The sequence below is a fragment of the Planktotalea sp. genome (assembly GCF_965659345.1).
In the GTDB taxonomy this organism is placed as follows: Bacteria; Pseudomonadota; Alphaproteobacteria; order Rhodobacterales; family Rhodobacteraceae; genus Planktotalea.
The window spans coordinates 117,716-144,474 of sequence record NZ_CBFHVK010000004.1 but is presented as its reverse complement, the minus strand read 5'-3'; the positions used below and the strand labels follow the sequence as shown (position 1 = coordinate 144,474).

At 54.4% G+C, this 26,759-nt stretch carries 27 protein-coding genes; 13 read left to right on the top strand and 14 right to left on the bottom strand.

The genetic code is table 11. The features are described 5' to 3' along the window. Positions 1–3: 3 nt before the first annotated feature. Both ACTG3Z_RS04330 and ACTG3Z_RS04325 read right to left on the bottom strand, forming a co-directional pair. Entirely contained in the window at positions 4–1,062 is a 1,059-nt protein-coding gene (locus ACTG3Z_RS04330; protein WP_439141472.1) for a Hint domain-containing protein, read from the bottom strand. After that, the gene (locus tag ACTG3Z_RS04325) at positions 1,062–2,636 is read right to left on the bottom strand and encodes a Hint domain-containing protein (RefSeq protein ID WP_439141471.1); all 1,575 of its coding nucleotides are present in this window, start codon (positions 2,634–2,636) and stop codon (positions 1,062–1,064) included. Before ACTG3Z_RS04325 ends, ACTG3Z_RS04330 begins: the two co-directional genes overlap by 1 nt. A gap of 291 nt (positions 2,637–2,927) precedes the next feature. On the opposite strand from ACTG3Z_RS04325, the gene dapE reads away from it, so the two are divergent. The 4 genes from dapE to rnr are packed head-to-tail and all read left to right on the top strand — an operon-like array spanning position 2,928 to position 7,350. Continuing rightward, positions 2,928–4,073 (top strand): succinyl-diaminopimelate desuccinylase, encoded by a 1,146-nt coding sequence (dapE, locus tag ACTG3Z_RS04320; RefSeq protein ID WP_439141470.1) that lies wholly within the window; start codon positions 2,928–2,930, stop codon positions 4,071–4,073. Next, on the top strand, positions 4,070–4,483 hold the full coding sequence (locus tag ACTG3Z_RS04315; protein WP_439141468.1) for a GNAT family N-acetyltransferase: 414 nt from the start codon (positions 4,070–4,072) through the stop codon (positions 4,481–4,483). The genes dapE and ACTG3Z_RS04315 overlap by 4 nt, the downstream gene beginning before the upstream one ends. Beyond that, a complete protein-coding gene (locus ACTG3Z_RS04310; RefSeq protein ID WP_439141467.1) occupies positions 4,480–5,058 on the top strand; it encodes a TIGR04282 family arsenosugar biosynthesis glycosyltransferase in 579 nt (192 codons plus the stop codon). Before ACTG3Z_RS04315 ends, ACTG3Z_RS04310 begins: the two co-directional genes overlap by 4 nt. A gap of 30 nt (positions 5,059–5,088) precedes the next feature. After that, the gene (gene rnr, locus ACTG3Z_RS04305; protein WP_439141465.1) at positions 5,089–7,350 is read left to right on the top strand and encodes a ribonuclease R; all 2,262 of its coding nucleotides are present in this window, start codon (positions 5,089–5,091) and stop codon (positions 7,348–7,350) included. On the opposite strand, the gene ACTG3Z_RS04300 is transcribed toward rnr, so the two are convergent. Further along, the gene (locus tag ACTG3Z_RS04300) at positions 7,347–8,048 is read right to left on the bottom strand and encodes a Tom37 metaxin N-terminal-like domain-containing protein (RefSeq protein WP_439141464.1); all 702 of its coding nucleotides are present in this window, start codon (positions 8,046–8,048) and stop codon (positions 7,347–7,349) included. The two genes, rnr and ACTG3Z_RS04300, sit on opposite strands and share 4 nt — an antisense overlap. Positions 8,049–8,129: 81 nt before the next feature. Between ACTG3Z_RS04300 and ACTG3Z_RS04295 the strand changes: the two genes are divergently transcribed. Both ACTG3Z_RS04295 and ACTG3Z_RS04290 read left to right on the top strand, forming a co-directional pair. Then, the gene (locus ACTG3Z_RS04295; RefSeq protein ID WP_439141462.1) at positions 8,130–8,849 is read left to right on the top strand and encodes a helix-turn-helix transcriptional regulator; all 720 of its coding nucleotides are present in this window, start codon (positions 8,130–8,132) and stop codon (positions 8,847–8,849) included. Positions 8,850–8,911: 62 nt separating this feature from the next. Continuing rightward, the gene (locus tag ACTG3Z_RS04290) at positions 8,912–10,255 is read left to right on the top strand and encodes a lytic murein transglycosylase (RefSeq protein ID WP_439141461.1); all 1,344 of its coding nucleotides are present in this window, start codon (positions 8,912–8,914) and stop codon (positions 10,253–10,255) included. A 50-nt stretch (positions 10,256–10,305) separates the two neighbouring features. Here ACTG3Z_RS04290 and ACTG3Z_RS04285 read toward each other — a convergent pair whose 3' ends face one another. Together ACTG3Z_RS04285 and ACTG3Z_RS04280 are read right to left on the bottom strand one after the other, a co-directional pair. Continuing rightward, positions 10,306–10,737: a hypothetical protein gene (locus ACTG3Z_RS04285; RefSeq protein WP_439141459.1), complete on the bottom strand. Its 432-nt coding sequence runs from the start codon at positions 10,735–10,737 to the stop codon at positions 10,306–10,308. A 20-nt stretch (positions 10,738–10,757) separates the two neighbouring features. Next, the gene (locus ACTG3Z_RS04280; protein WP_439141458.1) at positions 10,758–11,240 is read right to left on the bottom strand and encodes an RNA pyrophosphohydrolase; all 483 of its coding nucleotides are present in this window, start codon (positions 11,238–11,240) and stop codon (positions 10,758–10,760) included. 91 nt (positions 11,241–11,331) lie between these two features. Between ACTG3Z_RS04280 and ACTG3Z_RS04275 the strand changes: the two genes are divergently transcribed. Beyond that, complete coding sequence (locus ACTG3Z_RS04275) at positions 11,332–11,811, top strand: DUF4188 domain-containing protein (RefSeq protein ID WP_439141456.1); 480 nt, start codon at positions 11,332–11,334, stop codon at positions 11,809–11,811. On the opposite strand, the gene ACTG3Z_RS04270 is transcribed toward ACTG3Z_RS04275, so the two are convergent. The 9 genes from ACTG3Z_RS04270 to ACTG3Z_RS04230 form a co-directional block, all read right to left on the bottom strand. After that, positions 11,808–12,278, bottom strand: coding sequence for a DM13 domain-containing protein (locus tag ACTG3Z_RS04270; protein ID WP_439141455.1), 471 nt, complete (start codon positions 12,276–12,278; stop codon positions 11,808–11,810). The two genes, ACTG3Z_RS04275 and ACTG3Z_RS04270, sit on opposite strands and share 4 nt — an antisense overlap. Before the next feature lie 4 nt (positions 12,279–12,282). Next, complete coding sequence (locus tag ACTG3Z_RS04265) at positions 12,283–12,663, bottom strand: DUF1304 domain-containing protein (protein WP_273509044.1); 381 nt, start codon at positions 12,661–12,663, stop codon at positions 12,283–12,285. Positions 12,664–12,772: 109 nt separating this feature from the next. Continuing rightward, complete coding sequence (locus ACTG3Z_RS04260) at positions 12,773–14,116, bottom strand: S41 family peptidase (RefSeq protein ID WP_439141454.1); 1,344 nt, start codon at positions 14,114–14,116, stop codon at positions 12,773–12,775. Positions 14,117–14,120: 4 nt separating this feature from the next. After that, entirely contained in the window at positions 14,121–15,251 is a 1,131-nt protein-coding gene (locus ACTG3Z_RS04255; protein WP_439141453.1) for a murein hydrolase activator EnvC family protein, read from the bottom strand. Further along, on the bottom strand, positions 15,251–16,768 hold the full coding sequence (gene gpmI, locus ACTG3Z_RS04250) for a 2,3-bisphosphoglycerate-independent phosphoglycerate mutase (RefSeq protein ID WP_439141451.1): 1,518 nt from the start codon (positions 16,766–16,768) through the stop codon (positions 15,251–15,253). The genes ACTG3Z_RS04255 and gpmI overlap by 1 nt, the downstream gene beginning before the upstream one ends. A 58-nt stretch (positions 16,769–16,826) precedes the next feature. Continuing rightward, the gene (gene rlmH, locus ACTG3Z_RS04245; protein WP_439141449.1) at positions 16,827–17,297 is read right to left on the bottom strand and encodes a 23S rRNA (pseudouridine(1915)-N(3))-methyltransferase RlmH; all 471 of its coding nucleotides are present in this window, start codon (positions 17,295–17,297) and stop codon (positions 16,827–16,829) included. 108 nt (positions 17,298–17,405) lie between these two features. Next, positions 17,406–17,840 (bottom strand): ribosome silencing factor, encoded by a 435-nt coding sequence (rsfS, locus tag ACTG3Z_RS04240; RefSeq protein ID WP_375264800.1) that lies wholly within the window; start codon positions 17,838–17,840, stop codon positions 17,406–17,408. Positions 17,841–18,445: 605 nt separating this feature from the next. Then, complete coding sequence (locus ACTG3Z_RS04235) at positions 18,446–19,078, bottom strand: tyrosine-type recombinase/integrase (RefSeq protein WP_439141446.1); 633 nt, start codon at positions 19,076–19,078, stop codon at positions 18,446–18,448. Between the two features lie 269 nt (positions 19,079–19,347). Further along, positions 19,348–20,241 carry a helix-turn-helix transcriptional regulator gene (locus ACTG3Z_RS04230; protein WP_439141445.1) on the bottom strand — a complete coding sequence of 298 codons (894 nt, stop codon included), beginning with the start codon at positions 20,239–20,241 and terminating at the stop codon, positions 19,348–19,350. Between the two features lie 165 nt (positions 20,242–20,406). Between ACTG3Z_RS04230 and ACTG3Z_RS04225 the strand changes: the two genes are divergently transcribed. From ACTG3Z_RS04225 to ACTG3Z_RS04200, 6 genes are read left to right on the top strand one after another with little or no spacing between them, the layout of a single operon-like run. Then, positions 20,407–21,795: an aldehyde dehydrogenase gene (locus ACTG3Z_RS04225; RefSeq protein ID WP_439141444.1), complete on the top strand. Its 1,389-nt coding sequence runs from the start codon at positions 20,407–20,409 to the stop codon at positions 21,793–21,795. Positions 21,796–21,846: 51 nt separating this feature from the next. After that, entirely contained in the window at positions 21,847–23,046 is a 1,200-nt protein-coding gene (locus ACTG3Z_RS04220) for an amino acid ABC transporter substrate-binding protein (protein WP_439141442.1), read from the top strand. Between the two features lie 57 nt (positions 23,047–23,103). After that, the gene (locus ACTG3Z_RS04215) at positions 23,104–23,970 is read left to right on the top strand and encodes a branched-chain amino acid ABC transporter permease (protein ID WP_439141441.1); all 867 of its coding nucleotides are present in this window, start codon (positions 23,104–23,106) and stop codon (positions 23,968–23,970) included. Next, positions 23,967–24,902 carry a branched-chain amino acid ABC transporter permease gene (locus tag ACTG3Z_RS04210; protein WP_439141439.1) on the top strand — a complete coding sequence of 312 codons (936 nt, stop codon included), beginning with the start codon at positions 23,967–23,969 and terminating at the stop codon, positions 24,900–24,902. The genes ACTG3Z_RS04215 and ACTG3Z_RS04210 overlap by 4 nt, the downstream gene beginning before the upstream one ends. Position 24,903: 1 nt before the next feature. Continuing rightward, positions 24,904–25,635 carry an ABC transporter ATP-binding protein gene (locus ACTG3Z_RS04205; protein WP_439141438.1) on the top strand — a complete coding sequence of 244 codons (732 nt, stop codon included), beginning with the start codon at positions 24,904–24,906 and terminating at the stop codon, positions 25,633–25,635. Continuing rightward, on the top strand, positions 25,628–26,758 hold the full coding sequence (locus ACTG3Z_RS04200) for an ABC transporter ATP-binding protein (RefSeq protein WP_439141437.1): 1,131 nt from the start codon (positions 25,628–25,630) through the stop codon (positions 26,756–26,758). The genes ACTG3Z_RS04205 and ACTG3Z_RS04200 overlap by 8 nt, the downstream gene beginning before the upstream one ends. Position 26,759: the final 1 nt, after the last annotated feature.

Below are 26,759 nucleotides of genomic sequence, written 5' to 3'. Positions count from 1 at the left end.
TGATTACGCTGCGCGCATTGCTGCCAAGGTGATAGCTTCATATGGCCTCAGGACTTGGCTAGCAGTTGCCGCATGTTCAGGCAGCAAATTTCTTGGCAAAGCAGAGAGCGATGTGTGTTTGAAAATCGCCTTGCGTCGTCTCAATCGCCCGATGAACAGGCTCTCAAGCAGAAGTTCCGAGGCCACGAACGCTTCGTTTTCAGGAAGCAAAAGTTGGTAGTAAGTTGTTGTTCCGCCCACTGGCTGTGCAATTGCGGCGGTGCCGTTGATCAAATGCTGTGCTGGGATCAAAACTTCGTCGCAGCCAAACGTATATTCCACATCCGAACCACCAACGATCAAACGCTGCGTACCTGCCATGACCAAGTCAGACTGCAAACCAAAATAAGGCGCACGCAAACGCACGGGGGCGTAGCTGCCAAATGCAGGGGTCACCTTTTTGAATACGCCCAATACGGGAACAATATCACCGCTTGCGCTTATCACCGTGTCACCCGGTTTCATAATCCCGATTTTACGATAACCCTGAGCGGTCAAAACTGGTGTATGGTAATCCAGTGTCGGGGTTGGTCCAACACTTAGCGGACCTTGGTGGAATCCAATGTAGTCCAGCGCTTTCTGGGCGTCAGCCACACGCATTTCGGACAAAGCTCCAAGAATAAGTGCGCCGGACATTGCGATACATCCGGTCAGCTCACTTGTGAAAAGCGCATCATCGCCGGGATGTTCAATGGATAAAAGACCATCGCCTGTAATCGAGTCCCAATTCAGTGTTAGTCGAAAACTATCTGTGCGGGCCACAAGAGTGTGTGAAATCAATGCGTGAAAGACATCTCCGCCTGAACTGATCAGGATCGAAAATCCCTCACCAGGGATTGACTGTACGCGTAGCAGGCTTGGCGTTGGATGTAGGCTTGCTACCTCAAGTAAAGTAACCGCGCGCAAATTGGACGGTAGCGGCGCTTCGATTACCAAAGCGCCTGTTTCGATCAAACTCTCAGGTGTGATCGAGGCGTGAACATCTGTTGTCTCACCGCCGCCGCTATAGGCAAGCCAACCCATCAGGCGGCACTCCCTAGCAACAATTCTGCTTCAAACTTGCGCAAAATGCGACGCGCGGATCCACTGTAGCCGTCGCCTGTCTGTGGGTCGAGTTCCGGAAAGATCGAGCAAATTTCCGCGATGGCGTCTTCTTCAAACAAGTTGGTGATTTGTCCACCTGGTAGAAAGCTCTCGCTCTCTAAGCCGTTCGAAACAACAATCTGGTGCTGATCAAAGAGCAGGTGAACATAAGTCACGTCTCCACCCTCACGTATGCGCACACTTTTATCGTTCACCAGTTCTTTCGCAGCGACCAACACTTCGGTTTCACCAAACAGCAATTCCGCCATCTCGTTCTGAAGCAAAATACGGTGCAAAGGCGAGACGCGCAAAACGCTATGCTCGCCGAATGTATTTGCAGCAATTTCAACCGGAGCCATTGCGCCAACGGCTGCTACATCGCGCTGTCCAATCCAACGCAGCGGCTGATAGCCCTGATCGCGTGTCAGTATCATGTCGCCTGCTTCAAGCACCTCGACTGGCATTTTGCCAAGTTTCGTTTCAATCAAGGTACCCGCGACAAAGCACGGCACCATGTTCAAGAGAACGAAACCAGTGTCCGACTCGCCTGTGGAGCTTTCGATGCCATAGGTGAAGCTGACGTTTTCTGTATCGCCGTCCCCCACAACAGTGAACGAACCATCTGCGTTCAGCTCTACTGTCTGACCAGAGCCCAGTGTGACGATACTACCCACGACAACGGCCTGTCCGTTAATGTGGGTGACTGTCAACGTGCCGCCGGTGTTGTTGGAGTCGTTGGCCAAAACGTCGATCGTTTTAGAGCCGGTTGGATTGATATTCGCGCTGTCGTCGTTGGCAAGAAGAGCACTTTGAATAGAACCTGCGGCGATCAAAAGGTTGGAATCGTAGCTGCTATCCGCAACATCGGCGACACCAATCTTGATTGAATTTGTACCGGCATTGATTGGTATTTTCATCGACATGGTGACCGTAAAGCCATCCATCTCGGTATTGTAATCATCATTGGTGTTGTTGATGAACAAGTTGCCGTTGTCGCCAGCATTGATGTTGCCGGGATCTGCGTCACCGTTGCCGATACTCAGATCAACTTGAGATCCGTTTATCCAAACTCCCACCATATCCTGATAAAGTGAGTTTACGTATTCAGGGTATTCTTCTGACGAAAAGACGAATTGCATCGTCATAAACCCAGCCGTTGCTGAGGTGAAATCTACCTCAAGAAAGGACGCATCATAGGTGCTTGCGCCTGCCGCTGCGTTGAAGTCGGAATCGTTGTTTACGCCGCTTGTGTTCGTAGATGTACTGCCAGAGCGGTTAGGGTCACCACTACTTTGGGTAAAACGATCTGCACGACCTGTAGACAAAATAACGCCTGTGTCACCCGGTGTCGCATCAGGGGATAAAGCATCGCCATTTGAGTAGATGGCCGAAGAGCGATTGTCGCCTGTATAGCTCGCACTTGTTACGGTGACACCACTTCCGAAGATGGTGTTCGCCATCGCCAAAGCGGATGCATTGGTGGTGTAACCTAGCTCTGCGCCGGTTGCTGGCATGCCTCAATACCTTTCGTATTGAGACAGTTCAAACTGCTCTACGCCCGCATTTTTGCGGATCATTTTGGGGTGGCCACGTTGGACCTGTACTGCTGTTTGCCCTGCCTCGGGTCAATTTATTAACAAAACGCTAACACGGGCTTGGGGTATTCGGGAACCACCTTTTCAAAAATCTCAGAATGTGTGCGATCTGGGCGTCCCTTTTTGGTCACAATTTCTCGTGCCAATTGCATCACTTAGCACAGAACGCTAGCAAGGACGGCAAACACCCGCGCCCCAGAGGAATAGCTTATGCCCCAAATCGATCCTATCAAACTTACCGCCGATTTGATTCAATGCCCCTCGGTCACACCTGAAGAGGGCGGCGCTTTATTCTTGTTGGGACGCTTGCTGAGCGACGCGGGATTTGCATGTACGCGCGTTGATCGTGGCGGCATTTCTAACCTCTTTGCGCGCTGGGGCGATAAAGGTGCTCACATGACGTTTGGCTTCAATGGCCACACGGACGTTGTCCCTGTGGGGGACGAAGCCGCATGGACCCACGGCCCTTTCAGCGCCGATATTGTTGATGGCATAATGTATGGACGTGGCACGACGGATATGAAATCTGGCGTTGCCGCTTTTGCGGCTGCTGCCATCGACTTCGTCTCTGAAACCCCTCCTGATGGTGCCGTGATCCTTACGATAACAGGTGATGAAGAGGGTGATGCGCTCGACGGGACGACAGCGCTGCTTGACTACATGGCGCGCGAGAATGAACAGATGAGCGTTTGCCTTGTAGGCGAACCGACGTGTCCGAACACCATGGGCGAAATGATGAAAATTGGCCGTCGTGGCTCGCTGACTTGCTGGTTCGAGGTGACTGGCAAGCAAGGTCACTCCGCCTATCCACATCGGGCCAAGAACCCGCTTCCTGCGATCGCGCGTCTAATGGATCGTCTCGCCAGTCATGAGTTGGATCAAGGCACGGATCACTTCGATGCCTCTACTCTTGCTGTCGTCACCATCGACACAGGTAACCCCGCGACCAACGTAATCCCAGCAAACTGCCGCGCCACGGTGAATATCCGCTTCAACGATTTGCATTCGGGCGCAAGCTTGAGCGAATGGCTCCAAGCGGAAGCTGACAAGGTTGCGGCTGAGTTCGACACACCCATTGAGCTTAAAATCAAAATTTCAGGCGAAAGTTTCATCACTCCTCCTGGTGCTCTGTCTGATCTGGTCGCGAAATCGGTCCATGCGGAAACGGGTGTAACGCCTGAAATGTCTACAACGGGTGGTACGTCGGATGCGCGTTTCGTCAAGAACCATTGCCCTGTCGTTGAGTTCGGCCTTGTTGGCAAAACCATGCACCAAGTTGATGAAAACGTGCCCGTGGAGCAGATTGAGCAGCTTAAAAATATCTATTCCCGCATCCTCAAAGATTACTTCGCATGAGCGTTGTTCAAACAACTGACATCGCGCTCTGTCAGTCCATCCGCAAAACAGTTTTCACTGATGAGCAAGGCGTCAGCACCGCCGACGAGGTCGATGGTATGGACGAACACTCCGTTCACTTCCTGTCCTACCTGAACGACAAACCCGTCGGCACAGCGCGTGTGTTCATCAAGGATGGCTCTGCTAAAATCGGCCGTGTTTGTGTGCTCAAGGGCGCGCGCGGGACCTATCAGGGCCAAGCCTTGATCAAAGCTTGCTTGGATTGGGCGCGCGCGCAAGGCCACCCACGTGCAGTCCTCGGTGCGCAACTCGATGCGCTTGGCTTTTACGAAGGATTGGGCTTCACCGCCTATGGCGAGGTGTTCAATGATGCTGGCATCGATCACCGCCATATGGAACTCATTTTATGAGGCCCACGCTGGTCATTATGGTGAAGGAACCGCGCCCTGGCCGTGTCAAAACCCGCCTTGGCCGCGATATTGGTCTTACCAATTCCGCATGGTGGTTCCGGCACCAAACACAAGCGCTTCTGCGTCGTATTGAAGGCCCGCGTTGGGATACAGTGCTTGCTGTTGCCCCTGATCGAGAGGGTCTGAACAGCCGCACTTGGCCTGCTCATCTTCCTCGTGTTGCGCAAGGTCGCGGTGACCTTGGCCAACGCATGTCGCGCATCTTGCGTGGTCTTTCCAATGGGCCCCTGTGCATCATCGGTGCCGATATTCCGGGCATCACGCGTCCTCGCATTGCCGAAGCTTTCAAAGCGCTTGGCAATCATGAAGCTGTCTTTGGCCCTGCGCCTGATGGGGGCTACTGGCTCATCGGCATGAAACGCGCCCGCCCTCCGCGTGCTGACATTCTCACCAATGTGCGCTGGTCGTCAAAGTACGCTTTGGCAGATAGCGCCCATAGCCTTGGGAATGTGAGCATCGCCCATGTTGCTACGTTGCGTGATGTGGATACAGCGGATGATCTGAAACACCTGTAGCTTGGCGCAAACGCATGTTAAGCCCCGCGCATGAGCAAGCTACCCACAAAAGCCGCGATCCTACAGTGGATCACTGACAACCCCACCCAGACCGCCAAGCGTGATATCGCAAAGGCGTTCGGGATCAAGGGTGCGAAACGCATTGACCTCAAGCGGATCTTGAAAGAGCTCGAAGCGGAAGGGCATCTGACCAAACGCAAGAAGACGTTCCGCGATCCTGATAGCCTGCCACCTGTGTCGGTTCTAAAGGTCATAGGTCCAGATGATGACGGTGATCTTCTCGCCAAAGCGATGGAGTGGGAGGGCACAGGCCCCGAACCTGAAATCCTGATCATCCCGAAAGAAGGCGACAAAGCGCTGGGCGCGGGGGATCGTATTCTGGCGCGCGTCACCAAAATCAAAGGTGCTGGCAACCTCTATGAAGCACGCCTGATCCGCCATATCGGCGCAAATCCTGAGCATATTATCGGTATCTTCCGACAAGGCCACGAAGGCGGGCGTATCCTGCCCATCGACAAAGGCGCATCAAAAGAATGGGAAGTGCCTGCAGGCGCTGCAGGTGGCGCCAAAGACGGCGAGCTTGTTGAAGCTGAATTAACCGGAACGAAAGCCCGCATGGGCCTGCCGCGCGCGCAAATTGTTACGCGACTTGGCGACCCGACTGCGCCGAAAGCTGTATCGCTTATCGCGATTCATCAGCATGGTATCCCCGATCATTTCCCTGATGAGGTGATCGCCGAAGCCGACGCAAAAGAACCTGCTGGTCTAGACGGTCGCACTGATCTGCGCGATGTGCCGCTTGTCACGATTGACCCAAGCGATGCGCGTGATCATGATGATGCGTGTTATGCTGAACCGGATACTGATCCTGCCAACGCGGGGGGGCATATCCTCTGGGTCGCAATTGCGGATGTGGCCCACTATGTGACGCCCGGCTCAGAGCTAGACCGCGAGGCACGCAATCGTGGCAACTCTAGCTATTTCCCTGATCGCGTTGTGCCGATGTTACCCGATCGCTTGTCTGGTGATCTCTGTTCGCTCCATGAGGGAGTGTCGCGCGCCTGTATCGCTGTGCGCATTGTCATTGACAGCGAGGGCCAAAAGATAAGCCATGAATTCATGCGCGGTTTGATGAAATCCCCCGCATCGCTCAATTATACCGAAGTGCAACAGGCCATGGATGGCAATCCAAACGAGAAGACGGAGCCCTTTGTTAGTCCTGTTTTGCGACCTCTCTACGCAGCTTATGCAGCGCTGAAAAAGGCGCGTGCAGTACGCCAGCCGCTTGAATTGGACCTGCCAGAACGCAAGATCATTCTGGATAAGGATGGCAAGGTTACCTCTGTTGCCTTTGCGGAACGCTTTGATGCGCACCGCTTGATCGAAGAATTTATGGTTCTTGCGAACGTCTGCGCCGCTGAAACCTTGATCGAAAAGAAGCAGCCGCTTTTGTTTCGCGTGCATGAAGAGCCCACACAAGAAAAACTCAATGCTCTGCGTGAAACGGCGCAAAGCGCGGGTTTAAATATGGCCAAAGGGCAAGTGCTGCAAACACGTCATCTTAATCAGTTGCTGAAACAAGCGGCCGATACAGACGAGGCGGAGTTGATCAACATCTCAACTCTGCGCTCCATGACGCAAGCCTATTATGCGCCCGAGAATTTTGGTCACTTTGGCTTGGCACTGCGTAACTACGGTCATTTTACTTCGCCTATCCGTCGCTATGCTGACCTGATCGTGCACCGTGCGCTGGTCACAGCGCATGGCTGGGGTAAGGATGGTTTGACCCAAAAGGATGCGGATGGTCTCAAGGAAACGGGTGAGCATATTTCGCAGACAGAGCGTCGTTCGATGATAGCCGAACGTGATACGACAGACCGCTATCTTGCGGCTTTCCTAAGCGAATATGTTGGCGAAGAGTTGGGTGGCCGCATCAGTGGCGTCGTGAAATTTGGAGTCTTTGTTAAGCTTGATGCGACAGGGGCGGACGGGCTTATTCCCGTGCGTTCTTTGGGACGTGAGTTTTTCCATTTTGATGCAGACAGCTCGACTTTGATGGGCACGGATTCGGGTCTGATGATTGGTCTTGGTCAACGTGTAACGGTCAAATTGGCGTCAGCCACGCCACAAACTGGCGGGGTTGAGCTGGAGCTATTGACGCTTGATGGCAAAGAAATGCCAAAGGGTGGCGGTGGTGGCTATAAAGGGCGCGGCAAACCCGCTCGACGCAAGGTGGTAAGCGCCAAGCGCAAAGCGGATAAGGTGAAGCGTAAAGTAAAGCGCAGCCGTTAGAATGCTGGATATGCCGCAGCGCGCAGGCGGGCGACATATTCAGGCAAGCCATCCCATCCTTTCAGGAGCTCGCGCGCACCCGTGGCGACAGGCAGGTTCAATATCATATCCAGAACCGGCGCTATCGCTGCATCAGCGGCGGTAGGGTGTGTCCCAAAGAGGAAGGGTTGATCCCCAAGCTGAACACTCAGCGCATCTAGATCGCGCGTCATCCGAGCAAGCCGCTCTTCTTCAGAAAATTGCGCTGTGCCTTGGGCGATCATCTTGTTGCGCACGGATTTGCGAAGTTTGCGGGTCAGAGGACCACGAATAAGAAATGGAATACCGCTGAAGAAAGCCGCGCGCGTGTGCGCCCAGCTTTCATCGATGAGCCAGCGGTCATGGACGAGAATGTTATAAAGCCCTGCTTCGCTCATCTGAATAAGCGCGTGGGACTGTGCCTTTTGTTCCGTGCTCAGACCAGTGCCAAAGTCAGCGCCTTTGCGTTCCAAATGGATTTGAATATGAGCGCTGTCGGGGATCAGCTGTCCCGCGTCGCGCAAGACGGGCAAACGCGAAAGTGGCATTTTTCGCGGGTCATGTAGATATTCTGGTTGCCAATCAAAGCCTGACATTTGCAACAAACACATCGCTTTAACACAATAAGGGCTGTGGCTTGGCGCGTTAAAGCTGCCGGGAAAGGTGAGTAGGGTGAGCATAGGTTTTCTCCTGTTTTGCTACACTCTTGCTAACACCGCCTGCTGACAGTTATTGTCAGTAGAGCACACTAGAGTGACCCCATGTCCCGTACCGCCCGCCTGTTCCAATTGATGCAAGCCCTTCGCCAATCTGCGCCGCCTGTGCGGGCGGAACATTTGGCAGGTGAGATGCAGGTTTCGCTGCGAACCATTTACCGCGACATAGATAGCCTGCGCGCGCTGGGCGCTGTGATCGATGGCGAAGCAGGGTTTGGCTATACGCTGATCGAGGACGCGACACTGCCGCCGTTGGGCTTTGACAATGAGGAACTTGAAGCGCTGGTTTTGGGGTTGCGCGAGGTTGAGCAAACGGGTGATCCGTCACTGTCTGACGCGGCAGGGCGCGCGTTGAGCAAGCTCAAAGGTCGTTTGCCGCCAAGTCAATCGCATCGTTTGCAACATGCTGTCTTGTCAACAAGGCGATTTAGAGAGCGCGTTAAACCAGGCGTTGACCCGCGCGCGTTGAGGCAAGCGGCTTGGGATGAATTCAGCGTGGCCTTTGCGTATGTGGACAAAGAGGGTTTCGCAACGAAACGCAGCGTCGATCCACTTGGGATTACTGCACTGGACGAGGTGCAATGCTTGCTCGGTTATTGTCATCTGCGTCAGGACTACCGCGCGTTCCGCTTGGATCGTATGCGTGACCTTGTGGTGAGCGATGATAGTTTCCGTCCGAAACGTGTGCCGATGCTGCGAGAATTCATAGAACGCATTCGCAGCGATCCTTTTGCATCGGCGAATACTCGCAATCCCTTCGTGTGATTTCTTTTGAATTGGAAACAATCAGGCTAAGATTACCCCTATTGATTTCAAAAGGTTTCCCTATGCGTGTGCTGTCCTTTGTTGTTTGTTGCGCCTTACCTCTGCCAGAGATTGTGTTGGCACAGGCCGTCGAACGTTCGATCCGACCAGAAGTGCGTCCAAATAGTGAAGCGGTGGCCCCTGTGAAAACGGCGGCGGTGACGTCGAAGATAAGACCCAATGCGCGACCTGTGATCATCAAGAAAGAACGTGCGGTAACCCCCGCTGCGATCCTCGCGGCGACCTCGGATGCGGGGTTCAAGCGGTGGGTATCAGGATTTCGCAGCCGCGCCGTGAGTGCTGGGATTAGCCCTGCGGTCTTTGAACGCTCTTTCCGGGGCGTACAATATCTGCCCAAAGTGATTGAGCGGGATCGCAATCAATCTGAGTTCACCAAGACGATTTGGGAGTATTTGGACAGTGCTGCATCCGATACGCGGATCGCGAATGGCAAGGCTGCCATGGCAGAGCAGATGAGCAAGTTGGAAGCGATTGAAGCCAAATACGGGGTTGAAAAAGAGGTTGTGACCGCTGTTTGGGGCCTTGAGAGCGCATATGGTGAGTTTCGCGGCGAAACCCCTATCGTCTCGGCCTTGGCGACACTGTCCTATGATGGACGACGCGGGCGGTTCTTTGAAAGCCAGTTGATCGCTGCTTTGAAGATCTTGCAAGCTGGAGATACGACACCCGAGAACATGACGGGCAGTTGGGCCGGCGCGATGGGGCACACGCAGTTTATTCCGACCTCTTATCTTGATTATGCCGTTGATTTCACAGGCGATGGGCGTCGCGATATCTGGAGCGATGATCCTGCGGATGCATTAGCTTCTACCGCCGCTTATCTGAGCCGGTTTGGCTGGGTCACAGGGCAACCTTGGGGAGTGGAAGTGAAGCTGCCTGAGGGGTTCGACTATGGATTGGCCAGCCGCAAGATTAAGAAAGCCCCAAGCGATTGGGCGGCGCTCGGGGTGTTAGGGATTGATGGCACCGTGGTGCCAAATCATGGGTCTGGCTCTATTTTGCTGCCTGCGGGCGCAAAGGGCGTCGCGTTTATGGTGTTTAAGAACTTTTCGGTCATAGAGCGCTACAACGCTGCGGATGCTTATGTGATTGGAGTAGGGCACCTGAGTGATCGCATACGCGGATCTGGTCCTTTCAAGACTGAGTGGCCACGTGAGGACCGCGCTTTGACCTTCAAGGAGCGCCAGCAAATGCAGCGGCTTTTGAGTGCTGCTGGATTTAACACACGTGGTGTGGATGGGAAAATCGGGCCGAATACAGTTGCCGCGATAAGAGGCTTTCAAAAAGCCAATGGGTTGATCCCTGATGGATATGCATCGCTGAACCTGCTCAACCGTTTGCGCTGATTGCGGGTTGAAGAGCCTCCGGCGGGGATATTTTTAGAGAGAGGAAGCGCTTAGCGCAGCTCTGGTTTCGGACAATCACCTTTGAGGTAGCATTGCTCGACCTGTTTGAGGTCTGCCTTCGTGGGCTCAAAGAATAGGTGATCACCACAGGGGTTGAGACCGAGCGTATAGCCTTGTGGGGTTTGTTTGAGGAAAACGAGTACGCGAGACTTATCCTTGGCCCGCGCGCACCATTGCCCAAGGCACGCGACTTCGAGTGTTAGATCTGTTTTGAATTTGTTTTTGAAGCCAGCACGCGACAGGGCTTTGCCGTTGATGCGCGCTTTGACTTTAGTGAGGTCGGGCCCGATCATCGTGTCAGGATCAGGCCATGGCAGATCATCCTCATTCAGTCTGAGCGTGCCGGTAGCGGCGACATAGCCCTCTTGCGCGTTAATGACTTCATCGAGTGCGTCCGGAATTCCGTAAGGGATACAAGACAAGGCGTGTAGTGGCGATGTGGTTATAAGAGCGGCGCAAATTCCTGCAAGACCCGCGCGTAGACGTCGCGCTTGAAAGGCACGATATTGGCAACCAGTTGATCGGACGGTGTCCAGCGCCATTTGGAAAATTCTGGGATTTCCGTGTCGATGTTGATGTCCGCATCGGTGCCGTGAAACTTCATGAGAAACCATTTTTGCTCCTGACCTTTGTAGCGCCCTTTCCAAAGTTTTGGCACAAGTGCGTGAGGCAAGTCATAGGGAAACCAGCCCTGTGTTTCACCCAGAACTGTGACGAGATCAGGGGTGACGCCTGTTTCTTCCTCTAGCTCGCGCAGGGCCGCAACGTCTGGTGCTTCGCCTTTGTCGATACCGCCTTGGGGCATTTGCCATGCATTTGCACTGCTATCGAGGCGCTGGGCGGTGAAAACTTCATTGGCTGCGTTGACCAGCATGATGCCAACGCAAGGGCGATATGGCAGGGCGTTGATTTGCTCGGGGGTCATGTTAGAAGCCTTTTAGATATACGTTAGGCTTTGTGTATCTGTTGGCGGCGCGGTGTACTAGGGTCTTCACAGAACACAGCGAGTGGGTGAAATGTCAAAGATCATAGACAAACGCGTTACAGCGAAACTTGACGGCGATTTTGTCGTTTTTCTCATAGGCATAAAAATCAACGCTTGGTGGAAGGTTCACAAGTGGCTTCCTGTTGTCATGGCGATGCTGAGGATGTTGAAAGAGTTGTCCGTTCAACCAAGAGAAGAGACTGGGTTTCTGGGTCATACCAACGCTGGCCCTGGTTTGATCGTGCAATATTGGCGCAGCTTTGAGCATTTGGAGACCTACGCCAAGTCGCAAGAGCACGCGCATTTTCCGGCTTGGCGCGCCTTTAACAAAAATATGAAGCAGACCCGCGGTGATATAGGCATCTGGCATGAGACCTATCTGGTGCGCGCGGGAGAATATGAAAACGTCTATTCAGGAATGCCCCCTCACGGGCTTGGCCGTGTGGGAGAATTGCTGCCCGCAGATGGGACCTTGAGCGAGGCGCAGGGCCGCTTGAAAGACCGTGTTTAGCGATATTTTGCAGCGGTGATAAATTCACCAAAGCTCTCGCACCAAACGATGACAGAGGTATATGCGTTGACGTCAACACCCTCTGGTACGTTGAGCAAAAAGCCACTGAAGGTTTTGACTGGCCCAATAAGGCGTGCTTGGTCTTTGATTGCTTCAAATCCAGCCTCGTCCTCGACAAATTCATTCGTAAGGTAGACCATGTAGTCCGGACCGGGTGCGAGTTTGCCCTCATGGACAATTTCGCCTGCGCTCACACTGATGGTGCCTTCACCCCAATGTAGAAAATCGCTGCCTTTGAGATCGCGGGTAAGTTCAGCTGTGAACAAAGCGCTTTGCGCCTTTTCTTCGAGCATTGCGGCGTCCGGGCTGCTAGGCGCGGTGAGAATGGGAAGAAGGTAAACACCAAGTGCGAAACCGATTGCAACGGCGATAGCGTGAGTGGTGAGGAATGTGATAAGTCTGCGCATGAGTTTATGTGTCTTTCGATGATTTATTTAAATTGAGAAGCACGAGTGCAATCGCGGAGGGTACCATTTGCGGCAGGCCGGATTTGAAGGCGACGGTGATGCTGGCAAATACACCTGCAACGAGGACGAAGCCAAGGAAGCAGTTCGCGACGTTCTTTTGCCAGCTTGGGTCTTTGATGAGGAGTGCCCAGACAAGGCCCACGGCGAGGAACGCGTTGTAGATTCCCTGGTTGGCCGCGAGTTGGGTGGTTTGCGCGAAGAGATCGGGCGGGAACATATCGAAGACGCGCGCGCCAATTGTTGTCCATGCAAAGATTTCAAACCAAGCAATATAGAAATGCAGCAACGCAATGAGCGCGATAAGCGCGAGGGCGGCAAGTCTCATGGGAAGCTCCAGTATTAATGGTTTCGAAAAACCATACCGTAACTGGGCGCAAATGCAAAAGGGCAGCTCGTTTCAGAACTGCCCTTGCAGATTTTGATGTGACCGAAACTTACTCGTTAGGACCCAAGGCGCTGAGACCTTTGAGGATGTCGATGGCATAGGCCAGTTGATAATCATCCTCACGCAGCTTTGCCGCATTTTCTGCTTTCTCACGGTCAGCTTCGATCTGGCGGATTTCATCCTCAGACAAGCTGTCGTTGTTCAACGAGCCGCGTAGATCGCTCTCAGAACGACGACGGTTGGAGATGCTTTCATCCTCTGCTTCGTCCTCTGCGTCTGGTGCGCGGCGTGGCTGTTCCACGATGATGTCAGGCGAAACGCCCAACGCTTGGATGGAACGACCTGACGGCGTGTAATAGCGCGCTGTGGTCAAACGCATTGCACCGTTGGAGCGCAATGGCATAACCGTTTGGACCGATCCTTTACCAAAGCTCTTTGTGCCGATCACAATCGCGCGACGGTGGTCTTGCAACGCACCTGCAACGATTTCAGACGCGGAGGCAGAGCCGCCGTTGATCAGGACAACGATAGGTTTGCCCAAGGCCAAATCACCAGGTGTAGCGTTGAAACGATCCCCATCAGCCGGATCGCGGCCACGGGTGGACACGATTTCACCCTTCTCGAGGAAGGCATCAGAAACACGGATCGCTTGGGTCAAAAGGCCGCCGGGGTTGTTGCGCAGGTCGATAACAAAGCCGTTGACGTTGTCGATGCCGCCCAGCTCTTCGACTTCCTCTGCGAGCTTCGCTTCCAGATTGGGAGTTGTTTGATCATTAAACGTTGTGACGCGCAGAACGACTGTTTCACCCTCTGTGCGTGAACGCACTGCAGTAAGTTTGATCGTGTCGCGTACGATTGAAACGTCAAATGGTTCGTCTTCGCCTTCGCGCACGATGGTCACGATGATTTCTGAACCAACGGGGCCGCGCATCAATTCAACGGCTTCATCAAGCGCGAAACCAAGGATGCTTTCGCCGTCAACGTGTGTGATGAAATCGCCGGCTTCGATACCAGCTTCGTCAGCAGGTGTGCCATCAATGGGCGAGACGACTTTGACAAAGCCCTCTTCCTGCGTGACTTCGATACCGAGACCACCAAATTCACCACGGGTTTGCACGCGCATGTCGTTCGCATCATCGGGCGACAGATAAGAAGAATGCGGATCAAGAGAGGTGAGCATGCCGTTGATGGCCGCTTCGATCAGATCACCCTCATCGACTTCTTCAACATACTGCGCACGGATGCGCTCAAAAATATCGCCGAAGAGATCAAGTTGTTCGTAAACATTGACCTTCTTGTCAGCTTCTTGTGCCAGAAGTGGGGCGGCAACTTGAGTGGTCATAATGACCCCAGCCAATGTGCCCCCCACTGCGGCCATGATGAATTTCTTCATTTGCTCATTCCTTGTTTGCCGCGAACCACGAAAGCGGGTCCACAGATGTGTTATTCTCTCTTACGTCTATATAGAGCGTTTCTGAGCGGGTGTTTCCAGCCCCATCACTGCCTTGTGAGACGATCTGATCAATTTGGTCACTATTTCCGCCCATTAGGCCTACAGGGAAGCCTGCAGGAAGCACCTGACCGATTTCACCGTACAACGTGTCTAGTCCCGCCAATATGAACAGCAAGTTAGCTTGCGGCTCAAGGATGACAACATTTCCGAGGTCAAGAAGCGGGCCGTGATAGCGGATCGTCGCGGTTGTCGGCGTTGTCACGAGCGCGCGCGGACGCGTCGCCACAAGAATGCCGGGGCGTTCAATTCCAGCAGCATCAGCTTCACCCGCGCGGCGCAGAATGCGGCCTTCAACGGGAAAAGGCAGTGCACCCTTAAGCGTGGAAATGTCGGGAAGCGGGCCAAGTGCCTCTGACGTGGTGATCTTGCTCAGGCCGCCTGCGAAGGCATCAAGTGTCTCTGTCGACGCAATGAGGATGGCGGTGCGCACTGGGTCTGCGCTAAACTTCTGTGGCAAGTCTGTGCGATCAGCCATCGCTTGGCTCAAGGAGGTGCGCGCGTCTTGAACGCCAGAAAGGGCCGTGCGCAGCTCTTCTGTTGCGGTTTCTTGAAGCGTACGCAAGAGTGTCATCTCTTCGACATCGCGGCGCAAAGCATTGGCACGCGCTGTCAGCGCGGGGGTCAATTCCGCGACCAACATGCCAGATCGCACCGCGCCGGAAGGACCATCAGGATGCGCCATGAGCACAGGCGCGGGGGCGCGTGAAATAGTTTGCAAAACAGCGAGCAACTCTGCGACCTCACCATCGCGCGCGGCAAGCTGACGGGTCAACACGCTTTCGCGCGTCGCAGCAAGGCGTAGTCCCTCGCGCATGGCATCAAGCCCAGTTTCAAATGCTTGGATCGTTGCTGTCAGCGCTTTGACACGGTCGCGCGCCGATTTTGCTTGCTCTAGCTGCGCGGATGCTGCGCGCAAACGATCCGCTGCCGCTTGCGCCGTTGCGCCAGGATTGTCTTGCGCCAGCGTAGGTGTAGCCAACGTAAGAGCCATCAAAAGGGCGCGCAGCATTTGCATTATTTGATCAGGCTTTCGCCCGTCATTTCAGCGGGTTGTTCTAAATCCATCAGGTGCAGCAGTGTCGGAGCAAGATCAGCAAGACGTCCGTTTGAAAGTGTTGCGCTGACAGGTCCGCCGACAAGCGCGACAGGTACAGGGTTGGTCGTGTGCGCGGTGTGTGGGCCGCCTGTTTCGGGATCGAGCATTTGTTCGCAATTGCCATGATCAGCTGTGACGATCATCGCGCCCCCAGCAGTTTCAAGGGCGTCCAAAACACGGCCAAGACCTGCGTCTACAGCTTCGCAGGCTTTGATGGCAGCAGCAAGATCGCCTGTGTGACCCACCATATCAGGATTAGCGTAATTGGTGATAATCAAATCATACCCATCAGTGATCGCACCGACGAAAGCATCAGTGACCTCTGGGGCGCTCATCTCGGGCTGCAGATCATAAGTTGCGACTTTGGGGGAGGGGGCCATGTAGCGGTCTTCGCCCTTTTCAGGAACTTCGATCCCACCATTCATAAAGAAGGTGACATGGGGGTATTTTTCGGTTTCAGCGCAGCGGAATTGGCTTTTGCCTTGTTTGGCGACCCATGCGCCCAGCGTGTTTGGAATATCGCGGGGGGGGAAGACTGTTTGCAGGTAGCTGTTATGCGATTGAGAGTATTCGACCATTCCCAGCGCTGTTGCCCAGTCGGGGCGCGGGCCAGTCTCGAACGCGGTGAAGTCTGGTTGCGCGAGCGCGGCCAAGATTTCACGTGCGCGATCAGCGCGAAAGTTCAGGCAAAAGAGGCCGTCGCCATCTTTAGCACCTGCGTAGTCATTGATGACCGTGGCTTTGATGAATTCGTCTGTGATGTCTGTTGAATAGGCCGCGTCGATGGTCGCTTTGGCATTTGGCTGCGCGTCGCCTTTGGCATTCACAATCGCCTCGAATGCAGTGCTCACTCGTTCCCAACGGTGGTCGCGGTCCAGTGCATAGTAGCGGCCACAAACAGTTGCGATTTTAGCGCCAGCAGGCAAAACGGCTTCCAGCGTTTCTAAATAGCCAAGCGCGGAAGAGGGCGCGACGTCGCGGCCATCGGTGATCAGGTGAAGCGCAACGGGAACGCCTGCTTTGGCGATCACATCGATTGATGCGATCATATGGGTCAGCATCCCGTGCACACCGCCATCAGAGAGCAAGCCCATCACATGTGCAGTGCCACCGCTCATCTTCATTTTTCCAATAAACTCAATCAAAGCTTCCGCTTCAAAGTAGCTGCCATCCTCAATTGCGAGATCAATCTGGCCAAGGTCCATCGCAACCACGCGCCCCGCACCAATATTGGTATGGCCCACTTCTGAATTACCCATTTGTCCGCTTGGTAAGCCTGCATCAGGTCCGTGGGTGATCAGCTGCGCAGAAGGTCCGTCACGCATGATGCGATCAAAGTTTGGCGTGTGTGCCATAGCAGGGGCGTTGGCCGTCGTATCATCACTCAAACCCCAGCCATCAAGGATACACAGAACAACGGGTTTTGGGGTGGTCATAACGAGTAATTTCCTTGGCTTTTTCTTTGTTTAGAAGAAGCAAGGGACCAAGGTAAAGCTAAACCCGATGATAAGGGCTACCTGAGAGGATTGATGCCGCCCTATATAACTGTTCCGCTAGCATGACGCGCGCGAGCATGTGGGGCCAGACCATAGATCCAAAGCTAAGTTTGAAATCAGCGCGTTTGCGCAGTTCTGGATCAATCCCATCTGCACCGCCAATAATGAGTGCAAGGTCAGAGCGCCCCGCATCGCGCCAATCGCCAAGTTTGCTTGCGAACTTGGGGGAGGTCATAACCGTGCCGCGCTCATCCAACGCGCAGATCACAGCGCCTTTGGGAATAACCCGCTCAAGCAGAGCGGCTTCCGCGCTCATGCCAAGGCTCTTTTTGTCCTCGACCTCTATAACGGACAAAGGGCCGAGACCTAAGCCCCGACCTGTTCGATCAAACCGCGTTTGATAGTCGTCAAAAAGAACCTTTTCCGGGCCTGCGCGCATACGCCCAACGGCACAGATATGGACTTTCATTAAAGCAATTCCTGACTTTTTGATTTCAATCGCATTGCATTAATGACTTTTGTTTATGCTCAACTTGGTCCGAAAACCGTTGCCCACTTTTCGGGTTGAACTCGAATGCTAGACCGTTGGCCTTGGCATCGGCTCTTCGCCATCCATCCACATCTTTTCGATCTGGTAAAACTCGCGCACTTCAGGGCGGAACACATGCACGATGATATCACCAGTGTCGACCAGCACCCAATCACCGCTGCCTTTACCTTCAAGCTTGGACGCACGGCCAAGCTCTTGCTTCATCCGATCCGAGAGCTTTTCAGAGATCGACACGACCTGACGCGTGGAGCGACCAGAGCAGACGATCATGTAATCGCCAATCGCCGTTTTCCCGCGCAGATCGATCTGCACGATGTCTTCGGCTTTGTCTTCTTCAAGCGAGTTCAGGATAAAAGCCAGAAGCGCGTCGCTGCTGGTATCGCTAGGGCCCGTCATCGTAGCAGACCCTTGATCCGCGGCCGCTGCCGCATCGGTGTTAACAGACAGAACACTGCCCTCCAAAAAGACACACCGATTCTGCCCCGGTGCTGGGTTCAATGGGTTTAGCAGTGGTGCGAGGAAATCTCAAGTTGTGCAGGTGCAGCATTTGTTGGTGAAGGATTTGAAGCGTCTGAACGCCACGAAAGTCGGCTGTGCGGACTTTCGCTGCAGTTGCGCCAAGGTCCGTTCTTAGGAATCTTTGTTCATCTCAATTAGTCGCTCAAAACAGACCTCACAGAGAAGGTTAATCTTGGCAAATCCTTCCGTTTCGTCGTTCCACTTTTCACCGTGACTCATGAGAAACTTGTCGCAGTCATCACACCACCCATTGTACTGCCCGTCTTCATCTCGAACGAATATTAGGCCTCGTTTGCTGTTATCGCGCAATGACACGATGGAGTGACAACAAGCGTAAGCTGGTTTTGTTGAACCATGCTGATTGCAATGCACTCTTTTTTCTTCTGGTGACCCCATTCGTCCGCTCCGGGCGTTATTTGCTGCTGAAAGGCAGACCTTAATGAGAGGTGCAGCATCAGTCCATATGGGCTCGCTACTGCCGACCGCGGCATGAAATTCCTAGGTCCGTTCTGGGTTGGCGAACGGCAGCAACCGCCCGCCAACGACGTTCAGATGTCGATCCGTTCCGCGATGCTTAGCGCATCTTCTAGCTCGACGCCCAAATAACGCACTGTGCTATCGACCTTCGTGTGGCCGAGCAGAAGTTGCACGGCACGAAGGTTGCCCGTTTTGCGGTAAATCTCCGCAGCTTTGGTGCGGCGCATCGAGTGTGTTCCGTATCCGCTGGGTTCCAGACCAATCGCGGTCACCCAGTCATGCACAAGTCGCCCGTATTGACGTGTTGAGATATGTGGGCGGTCATGGAAACGGCTTGGAAACATGTAGCGGCACCCAATCATCTCAGGTGATCGTACCCACGCAATGACGGTATCTTGCGTGTTTTCAGTCAGTTCAAACTGAACTGGCTTCTTGGTTTTACTCTGGATTATTGCAACCCGTTCACGAACGCGGTCGTCTTTGACCAAATCCGTGACGGCGAGTTTGACCAGATCACAGCCGCGCAGCTTGCTATCGATGGCAACGTTGAACAGTGCAAGATCGCGTAGGTAGCCCGCAAGTTCGAGCCGGGCACGAATGGCCCACACCTGTTTGGGAAGCAACGGTCGTTTCTGACCGATGATCCGACCCTTGTTCCAGGCTCTGCGTTTTGGGGTGACCGCGGGTAGTTGGACTCTTGGCATAATATGCCCTCCAATCCTCCCTCCAAACCCAAACATCAGCACGGCGCTGACAACAAGAGCATAGCATCCTGTTGAACGGCTGGTGTCCGAAGTCGCTAGCAAGTGGTGTTTCTGCGAGCGCATTGGGCCGCAACGAGCCCATTTTACATTTTGTTGCGCCTTGTCCAAATGTCCGCTGTGTTGGTTTTGGCATGAATTCATTCGAAATGGTTTTTGGTTCTTTCTGGCTGCGAACGATATCGGCCATACGTCCCGCGATAGGGCAGTAACTACGGCCAATCTGCATAGCTTCCTGCCTGTGCAGCCTTTTCATCCCATCCTGGTTGTTTGCTTGCGCGCCGGAACGATCCAGGTGGAACCCCAACTTCAGCTTTGAAGAAAGCGCTAAATTGTGAGGTGCTGCGAAACCCCAAATGGTCCGAGATCTGATCAAGTGTTTGGTGGGAACGCAGGAGCAAGGCCTGCGCTTCAAGGGTTAGGCGGTCCCGGATAAGGCGCTGTGGGGGTTTTCCCAAAGTGCGCGTGCAAATGTCATGTAGTCGATCCGGCAAGACGTCTAACTCTTTCGCAAATCGATGGACGGGCCAGCGTTCGCGCAAATGTGCTTCGACAAGGTGACGGAAGCGTTCAAGCGTTGAGTTTGCAGACTTATAGCTTTGATCTTCGATCATCTCGTTCACACCTGCACGCCAAAGTGACACAAGCATGATCCTGATTTGCGCCTCGATCACGGTCTCCATGCCTGTCTGCTCCGCTTCCAATTCTTTGAAAATCGCATCGAAACAGGCTGTAACTGATTTTGCGATGTCAGGTTTTTCGGTCAGGCCAAGCGTGAATTCACGCGCAGACATAAGGCGCAACGCTGCTGCCTCTGGTTTGTGCCCGATGGCATTGCTGAGTGTCGCTTCACCAATGGTCATAATGATGCCGTTGCTGCCAGCTTTTGCTTTTATGCGTGTATCAAGCGATTTGGGCCCCCAACTGATTGCGGGTCCGACGATCGTCTCCTCGCTTTCAGGCTTGAGCCGCAGAGCACAGCCAGACAGCACCATGATGCACTGCACTGTTCGGCCGGGAAAATTGACCAGCCCGCCCACGAAACGGTCGTCTAAACCACTGCGAAAAACATCCGCATGGACCGTCGTTTGATGTGGAGTTAACAATAGAAAGTTGTCCAAGCCCTTCTTCATGGCCGGATTTTGACATTAAAAACCCAGATATCAATATTTTTTCGCGAATTTTTTTCTCTAAACTGATCGGACGGTCGCATCAGTGCGCCGACTACGTGGACGATCCAAGGGTCGCCTACGCGGGTTTGGAGGGAATAATTGTTGCAACGTCAGGCGTTCAAATTTGGTCTGATTGTCGAAACTGACACGTCGGCCGGTGTGGTCGATGCTGCGGTAAACACTGCGGCATCGGCGTTCCCGTTCTGGTCGCGCATGCCGGTCGCAGACCGCGTTGTAATTTTGCAAGACATGATGGTTGCATTGGATGCCCATCGCGAGGAATTCTTTGATCTTGCCGCAAAAGAAGTTGGCGCGTCATCGTCATGGACGTCGTTTAACATTGATCTGGCGATAGGTATGCTTGCTCATGTTGCAGGCCTTGCCCCTGCGCTGGAAGATAGCGAAGTCGTTGATCCCCGGACTGGCAAACGCTCCATTATCCGCCGTCAACCTGCTGGTGTCATTTTAGGCATGGTGCCTTGGAACGCACCGATTGTTCTCGGCGTTCGGGCTATCGCGGGTGGTTTGATGTGCGGCAATACCGTTGTTATGAAAGGGTCGGAACATTGTCCCAAAACGCATCAGCATCTGGTTGATGTCTTGAACAGTGCGGGTCTGCCCGATGGTGTGCTCACTTGTGTGGTCAGCGATCCAGAAAAAGCGCACGATACTATGGTGCAGCTGATTGCACATCCTTGCATTCGCCGGATCAACTTTACCGGCTCTACCCGCGTTGGCCGCGATGTTGCATTGGAAGCGGCCCGTTACCTGAAACCCGTGTTACTTGAATTGTCCGGTAAGGCTCCGTTGATCGTTTTGGACGATGCCGATCTGGATGCGGCTGTAGAGGCGGCCTGTTTCGGGGCCTTTTTCAACCAAGGCCAGATCTGCATGTCGACCGATTGGATTATTGTTGTGAAATCCATAGCTGACGCATTTGTCGCTAAATTGCAGGCCCGCACCGCACAAATCAGGGCCGCAGACCCTGTCGTGGAAATCTCTACGTTGGGACGCATGATATCAAAAGATGCGGCGCTGCGCGTCAACGGGCTTATCGAAGATGCGGTGTCAAAAGGTGCGCATCTGCTGGTTGGCGGCCAAATCGACGGCTGCGTGATGCAACCCGCTTTGCTGGACGGTATTGCCGCCAATATGCGGATTTACCGCGAAGAAACATTTGGGCCGCTGGCCAGTATCATGCGGGTTCATGATGCCGATGAGGCAGTTTCCATCGCCAATGATTCTGAATTTGGCTTGAACGCCGCCGTGTTCACCCGCGATCTGGATTGCGCCCAAGCCATCGCTGATCGGCTGGAATACGGCGTCGTGCAGATCAATGGACCGACAGTCCATGATGACCCTTCGATGCCCTTTGGCGGCATGAAGAACAGCGGCTATGGGCGCTTTGGCGGCGAACAGGCCATCAATGAGTTTACCGAACTGCGTTGGATCGCAACCCATCAGACGGGACACACACCAACGCTTTGAAACTAGACGGGCATCTGCCCAAACGATCAATTGCAAAATGGAGGATACGCAATGAACCGCAGACCATTTTTGAAACTTGTCAGTGCTTTGACAGTCGCAAGCGCCTTGGCAGTAAGTGCTGCCAGCGCCGATACAATCCGCATCGGTGCGGTTGCACCCAAGACCGGCCCGCTTGCTGGCGGTGCGACAGTCACGCAGTGGCCGTCGATTTATCTTTGGGTAGAGCAGGTTAACGCGGCTGGCGGCCTGACCGTTGATGGCGAACAGATGATGATTGAACTGATCGAATATGACGATCAGACCAACCCTGGTGAAACGATCAAAGCCGTGCAGCGCCTGGCAACGCAAGACGACGCGCACTTTATCATCGCCCCCTATGGCACGGGCCTGAACCTTGCTGCGGCGCCCTTGTTTGATCGCTATGGCTATCCCCAGATCGCGGTGTCTGCGATCACCGATCAGCAGGCCGATCTATCTGACAAATTCCCGAATATGTTCTTCACGCTGGGCACAACGACAGCGCTTGCTGCCGATGTCGTCAAAGTTTTGAGCGACATGCGCGATGCGGGCCAGATGGGCGATAAAGTTGCCATGGTAAACGTGGCGGATGCCTTTGGGATCGAACTGGCAACTGCTGCAAAACCTCTGTTCGAAGGAGCCGGATTCGAAATCGTTTATGAAACATCCTATCCACTTGGCACGCAGGACTTGTCGCCTGTGATCAAAGGGGCGGCGGCGGCTGAACCTGATGCCTTCGTGGCATGGTCCTATCCGCCCGATACGTTTGGTCTGACCGAACAAGCGATGATTGAAAACCTCGACGTCAAAGCGTTCTATACAGCCGTTGCCACGCCATTCCCTGGCTATGGTGCCCGCTTTGGTGCTGCGGCTGAGGGCGTGTTGGGTGCCGGTGGCGTAAACCCTGAAAGCCCCGCTTTCATGGAATATGCAGCGGCACATGAGGCCGTCACAGCATCTAAGCCCGACTATTGGGCGTCTGCGACGACCTACGCGTCACTTGAAATCCTCGCCCAATCAATCGAAGCCGTCGGTCTGGACCGAGCAGATGTAACGGCGCATCTCAAGGAAAGCACCTTTGAGACGATTCTGGGCCCGATCAGCTTTGACGAAAACAATTCCAACGCTGATTTCTGGACCGTGGGTCAATGGCAAGGTGGCGTGTTCAAAGGTGTCGCATCTCGCGGCCGCGACGGCACGGTGCCTGTCATCTTGAAAGACGGCTGGGAGTAATCTCAAACGGGGCGGCATACCTGCCGCCCCAATCCATACGACAAAGGAACCACCCCCTTGGACATTCTGATCACAGGTATCTTGCTTGGCGGCACCTATGCGCTGATTGCGATGGGTCTAAACCTGCAATACGGCGTTGCGCGGATCATGAATCTGGCCAACGGCGAAATTCTGGTGGCCGGCGGGTATTTTGCCTTTATCGCCTATACCGCGACCCAGCTTAGTCCGATCCTGACGATCTTTCTGGTCGCCCCTCTGGCCTTCGCGCTGAACTGGCTGATTTACCGCGTGATGCTTCAACCTTTGGTCAACCGTGCCAAAAACCGCGGGCAGTTGGAGACGGACAGTATTCTTGCCACTTTTGGACTGTCTTTCATCGGCGTTGGCCTGATGCTGAGCTTTTTTGGTGGAGACTACTTTTCGTACAGTTTTATGGCCGTCCCTGTTGAATTACTTGGCAGTACTTACGGCGCGAACCGCGTGCTGTCTTTTGTCATGGCGGTCCTGATTTGCGGGGCGCTTTATGTATGGCTCAATTGGTCGCGCGCAGGTCTTTCGATCCGCGCGATTGCAACGGCCCCAGCGTCGGCTCGGTTGGTCGGGATCGATGTTAAACACCTTTCCGCGCTGGCCTTCGCCCTCGGTGGCGCAGTGACCGCAGTGGGCGGAGCGCTGATATCGACCTATCTGACGCTGGATGCTTCGACGGGAGTTGTGTTCACACTCAAGGCCCTGATTATCGTCATCATGGGCGGTGTTGGCGACGTGCGCGGCACGATTGTTGCGGCTTTGTTGCTGGGCATCCTAGAAACGGTTGTGGCCAGCCTGCTTGACCCCGGCCTGACGCTTGCTGCGGCCTATGTTATGTTCCTTGGCATCTTATTGTTCCGTCCCCAAGGCTTGTTCGGAAAGAAACCGACATGAGTCTGACTGGAACAGATATCCGCAACCTTTGCTTTGCCGCTTTGGCACTTGCGATATGCGCTCTACTACCGTTGGGCGACAACGGCTATTGGCTTGGGCTTGGTGTAACCATTGCGATGTTCACGGCCCTTGCGACGTCATGGGCGTTGTTCTCGGGGCCAACCCATTACATCAGCCTTGCCACTGCCGCCTTCTTTGGCGTCGGAACCTATGCGACAGGCCTTGGCATCGACTACCTCCCATTCTGGTCCTTGGTCGGCCTTGCTGGTTTGATCGGAGCTATTCTTGCTGCGCTTGTCGGTCTTGCAACGCTGCGCCTATCGGGGGTCTATTTCGTGATTTTCACCCTTGGGCTGGCAGAACTGGTCCGCCAAGTCATCACATGGGTTCAAAATAATACAGGCCAGAAAGGGTTGTATGTCCTGACGGATCTGGATGAAGCAGGTATCTATTGGTGGCTTCTGGGCCTTTGCACAATGGTCTTCCTTGTAGGCTGGCTGATTGGGCGTTCCCGCCTTGGTTTTGCATTGCGGATCATCGGTGATGATGAAACAGTTGCCGCCCATTCAGGCATCAATACGGCCCGCGCCAAGGTGCTACTGTTTATGGTACCCGGCGCTGTGGCCGCCATGACAGGCGCAATCCTCGCGCCGCGATATGTGTATATTGAACCATCGCTTGCCTTTGCGCCAATCCTGTCGTTCCAAGTCGTCATCATGGCTCTTCTGGGCGGGGCGTCGCGGCTTTGGGGGCCATTGGTCGGGGTAATTCCATTTACGTTCCTGCTAGAGGCCGTGTCCTCCAATTTCCCAAACCAGACCACTCTGGTCATCGGGGTCGCCTTCTTGGTTATCGTTTATCTGCTGCCGGGTGGCTTTGTCGGATTGATTGGCAAAATCACGCGCCGCATCAACACAAGGGAGGGGTCATAGTATGGCAACGCCTGTTTTGTCATTACGCGGAGTGACCAAACGTTTTGGCGGGCTGGTTGCCGTCAATGCGATGGATTTCGATGTGGTTGAGCGTGAAGTCGTGGGCCTTCTTGGCCCCAACGGGTCCGGCAAATCGACCACATTGAACCTTGTTTCCGGCGCACTACCGCTGTCTTCTGGGAACATCTCGCTTTGGGGCAACCGGATTTCCGGCCTACCTGCGCAAACGATCAACCGCAAAGGCGTCAGCCGGACGTTCCAACTGGTTCGGCTATTGCCGTCGATGAATGCGCGCGAAAACGTTGTTGCGGGTGCCGTTTTTGGACATCGGCGTCGATGGGGACAGGATGCACAGGACCACGCAGAACAGTTGTTGGAAAGGGTTGGCCTTGGCGGCAAAGGCGATATGGCTTTGGGCCAGCTTACCTATATCGACACCAAGCGGGTTGAACTGGCCCGCACGCTCGCCAGCGACCCCAAGGTTTTACTGCTGGATGAATGGCTGGCGGGTCTGAACCCGACTGAGCTGCAAATCGGGATCACATTGATTAAATCCCTGCGCGACGAGGGCCGCACAATCATTCTGGTCGAACATGTCATGGATGCGATCCGGTCCTTGTGTGATCGTTGTGTGGTGATGGCGGCAGGCACCAAAATTGCTGAAGGCACGCCCACTAAGGTGTTGTCCGACAAAGAGGTCATTCGGGCCTATTTGGGGGACGACGATGCTTGAACTCTCGAACATATCCGTCCGCTATGGCCAACACCCTGCCTTGGAAAACGCCTCGGTCAAAGTGGACAAAGGGGAAATCGTTGTCATCCTCGGGGCCAACGGGGCCGGAAAATCAACACTGCTCAAGGCCGCCAGCGGCATTTGCGAAGGCGACGTAACGGGTGAAATCCGTCTTGAAGGCACCAATCTTACGGGGCTTTCCGCCAACAAGATCGTCGATGCGGGACTTGCGCTCGTACCCGAAGGGCGCGGTGTATTTCCCGAACTGACAGTGCGTGAAAACCTGACCCTTGGGGCCTATGCCGCGCGGGCACGCGGCGACGAGGCGTCAACCCTTGACCGTGTCTATAGTCTGTTTCCTAAGTTGGCCGAGCGCGCCAAACAGATCGTCGGCACCATGTCGGGTGGCGAGCAGCAAATGGTCGCCATTGGCCGCGCGATGATGTCAAACCCAACGATCCTGACGCTGGATGAACCCTCGCTCGGGCTGTCGCCCCTGCTGTCAAAGGAACTGTTCCAAAACCTTGCACGTGTCCGTGATCTTGGCATCGGTGTGCTGATGGTCGAACAAAACGCCAAGCAATCTTTGGCGATTGCGGATCGGGGCTATCTGATTGAAAACGCTCATGTTGTGCATGAGGACAGCGCCGAAAACCTGATGCTGGATCCGGCGGTGCAGGCGGCTTATCTGGGCGTCGGCAGCAAGGATGAAGCCGCGCCAGCACCCATGCCCGAAATGCCTGAAACCGTGGCAGAGGCTTTCGCGATCAAACCACGCAGTCAGAAAACACGGTCAGCAGATGCGATCCTTGGCCGGTCCGTGGATGATCTAGTTGCTGCAGCTGCCGGTCAAAGCGTGCAAAGGCGTCCCCCACCGACGCCGACCCCACACGCTGAAATCCCGCAAGACCGTCTTGCCGCCGCACTGGCCGAGATTGAGCGCAGTGCGGTGAATGCGCGAAACCGCCCAAAGCTCAAGCCATTGCAAATGCGCAACGCGCTGCCGCCTGCCCCTGACCCCAAACCAGAGGCAAAGCCGCGCCCCGTCATCGAAGTCTACCGCGCCCCGCGCGTCGAAGTGTACCGCCGCCAGCCAGATGGCAGCGGGTTTGAAAGGAAATAGG

Excerpts from the sequence above, each read along its gene's own strand:
- ACTG3Z_RS04330 (WP_439141472.1), bottom strand. The coding sequence starts at position 1,062 with ATGGGTTGGCTTGCCTATAGCGGCGGCGGTGAGACAACAGATGTTCAC.
- ACTG3Z_RS04235 (WP_439141446.1), bottom strand. The coding sequence starts at position 19,078 with ATGCCAAGAGTCCAACTACCCGCGGTCACCCCAAAACGCAGAGCCTGG.
- ACTG3Z_RS04260 (WP_439141454.1), bottom strand. The coding sequence starts at position 14,116 with ATGAAGAAATTCATCATGGCCGCAGTGGGGGGCACATTGGCTGGGGTC.
- ACTG3Z_RS04265 (WP_273509044.1), bottom strand. The coding sequence starts at position 12,663 with ATGAGACTTGCCGCCCTCGCGCTTATCGCGCTCATTGCGTTGCTGCAT.
- ACTG3Z_RS04300 (WP_439141464.1), bottom strand. The coding sequence starts at position 8,048 with ATGCTCACCCTACTCACCTTTCCCGGCAGCTTTAACGCGCCAAGCCAC.
- ACTG3Z_RS04220 (WP_439141442.1), top strand. The coding sequence starts at position 21,847 with ATGAACCGCAGACCATTTTTGAAACTTGTCAGTGCTTTGACAGTCGCA.
- ACTG3Z_RS04275 (WP_439141456.1), top strand. The coding sequence starts at position 11,332 with ATGTCAAAGATCATAGACAAACGCGTTACAGCGAAACTTGACGGCGAT.
- ACTG3Z_RS04200 (WP_439141437.1), top strand. The coding sequence starts at position 25,628 with ATGCTTGAACTCTCGAACATATCCGTCCGCTATGGCCAACACCCTGCC.
- ACTG3Z_RS04205 (WP_439141438.1), top strand. The coding sequence starts at position 24,904 with ATGGCAACGCCTGTTTTGTCATTACGCGGAGTGACCAAACGTTTTGGC.
- ACTG3Z_RS04310 (WP_439141467.1), top strand. The coding sequence starts at position 4,480 with ATGAGGCCCACGCTGGTCATTATGGTGAAGGAACCGCGCCCTGGCCGT.
- ACTG3Z_RS04290 (WP_439141461.1), top strand. The coding sequence starts at position 8,912 with ATGCGTGTGCTGTCCTTTGTTGTTTGTTGCGCCTTACCTCTGCCAGAG.
- ACTG3Z_RS04270 (WP_439141455.1), bottom strand. The coding sequence starts at position 12,278 with ATGCGCAGACTTATCACATTCCTCACCACTCACGCTATCGCCGTTGCA.
- ACTG3Z_RS04210 (WP_439141439.1), top strand. The coding sequence starts at position 23,967 with ATGAGTCTGACTGGAACAGATATCCGCAACCTTTGCTTTGCCGCTTTG.
- rlmH (WP_439141449.1), bottom strand. The coding sequence starts at position 17,297 with ATGAAAGTCCATATCTGTGCCGTTGGGCGTATGCGCGCAGGCCCGGAA.
- ACTG3Z_RS04315 (WP_439141468.1), top strand. The coding sequence starts at position 4,070 with ATGAGCGTTGTTCAAACAACTGACATCGCGCTCTGTCAGTCCATCCGC.
- ACTG3Z_RS04295 (WP_439141462.1), top strand. The coding sequence starts at position 8,130 with ATGTCCCGTACCGCCCGCCTGTTCCAATTGATGCAAGCCCTTCGCCAA.
- dapE (WP_439141470.1), top strand. The coding sequence starts at position 2,928 with ATGCCCCAAATCGATCCTATCAAACTTACCGCCGATTTGATTCAATGC.
- ACTG3Z_RS04255 (WP_439141453.1), bottom strand. The coding sequence starts at position 15,251 with ATGCAAATGCTGCGCGCCCTTTTGATGGCTCTTACGTTGGCTACACCT.
- rnr (WP_439141465.1), top strand. The coding sequence starts at position 5,089 with ATGAGCAAGCTACCCACAAAAGCCGCGATCCTACAGTGGATCACTGAC.
- gpmI (WP_439141451.1), bottom strand. The coding sequence starts at position 16,768 with ATGACCACCCCAAAACCCGTTGTTCTGTGTATCCTTGATGGCTGGGGT.
- ACTG3Z_RS04325 (WP_439141471.1), bottom strand. The coding sequence starts at position 2,636 with ATGCCAGCAACCGGCGCAGAGCTAGGTTACACCACCAATGCATCCGCT.
- ACTG3Z_RS04280 (WP_439141458.1), bottom strand. The coding sequence starts at position 11,240 with ATGACCCCCGAGCAAATCAACGCCCTGCCATATCGCCCTTGCGTTGGC.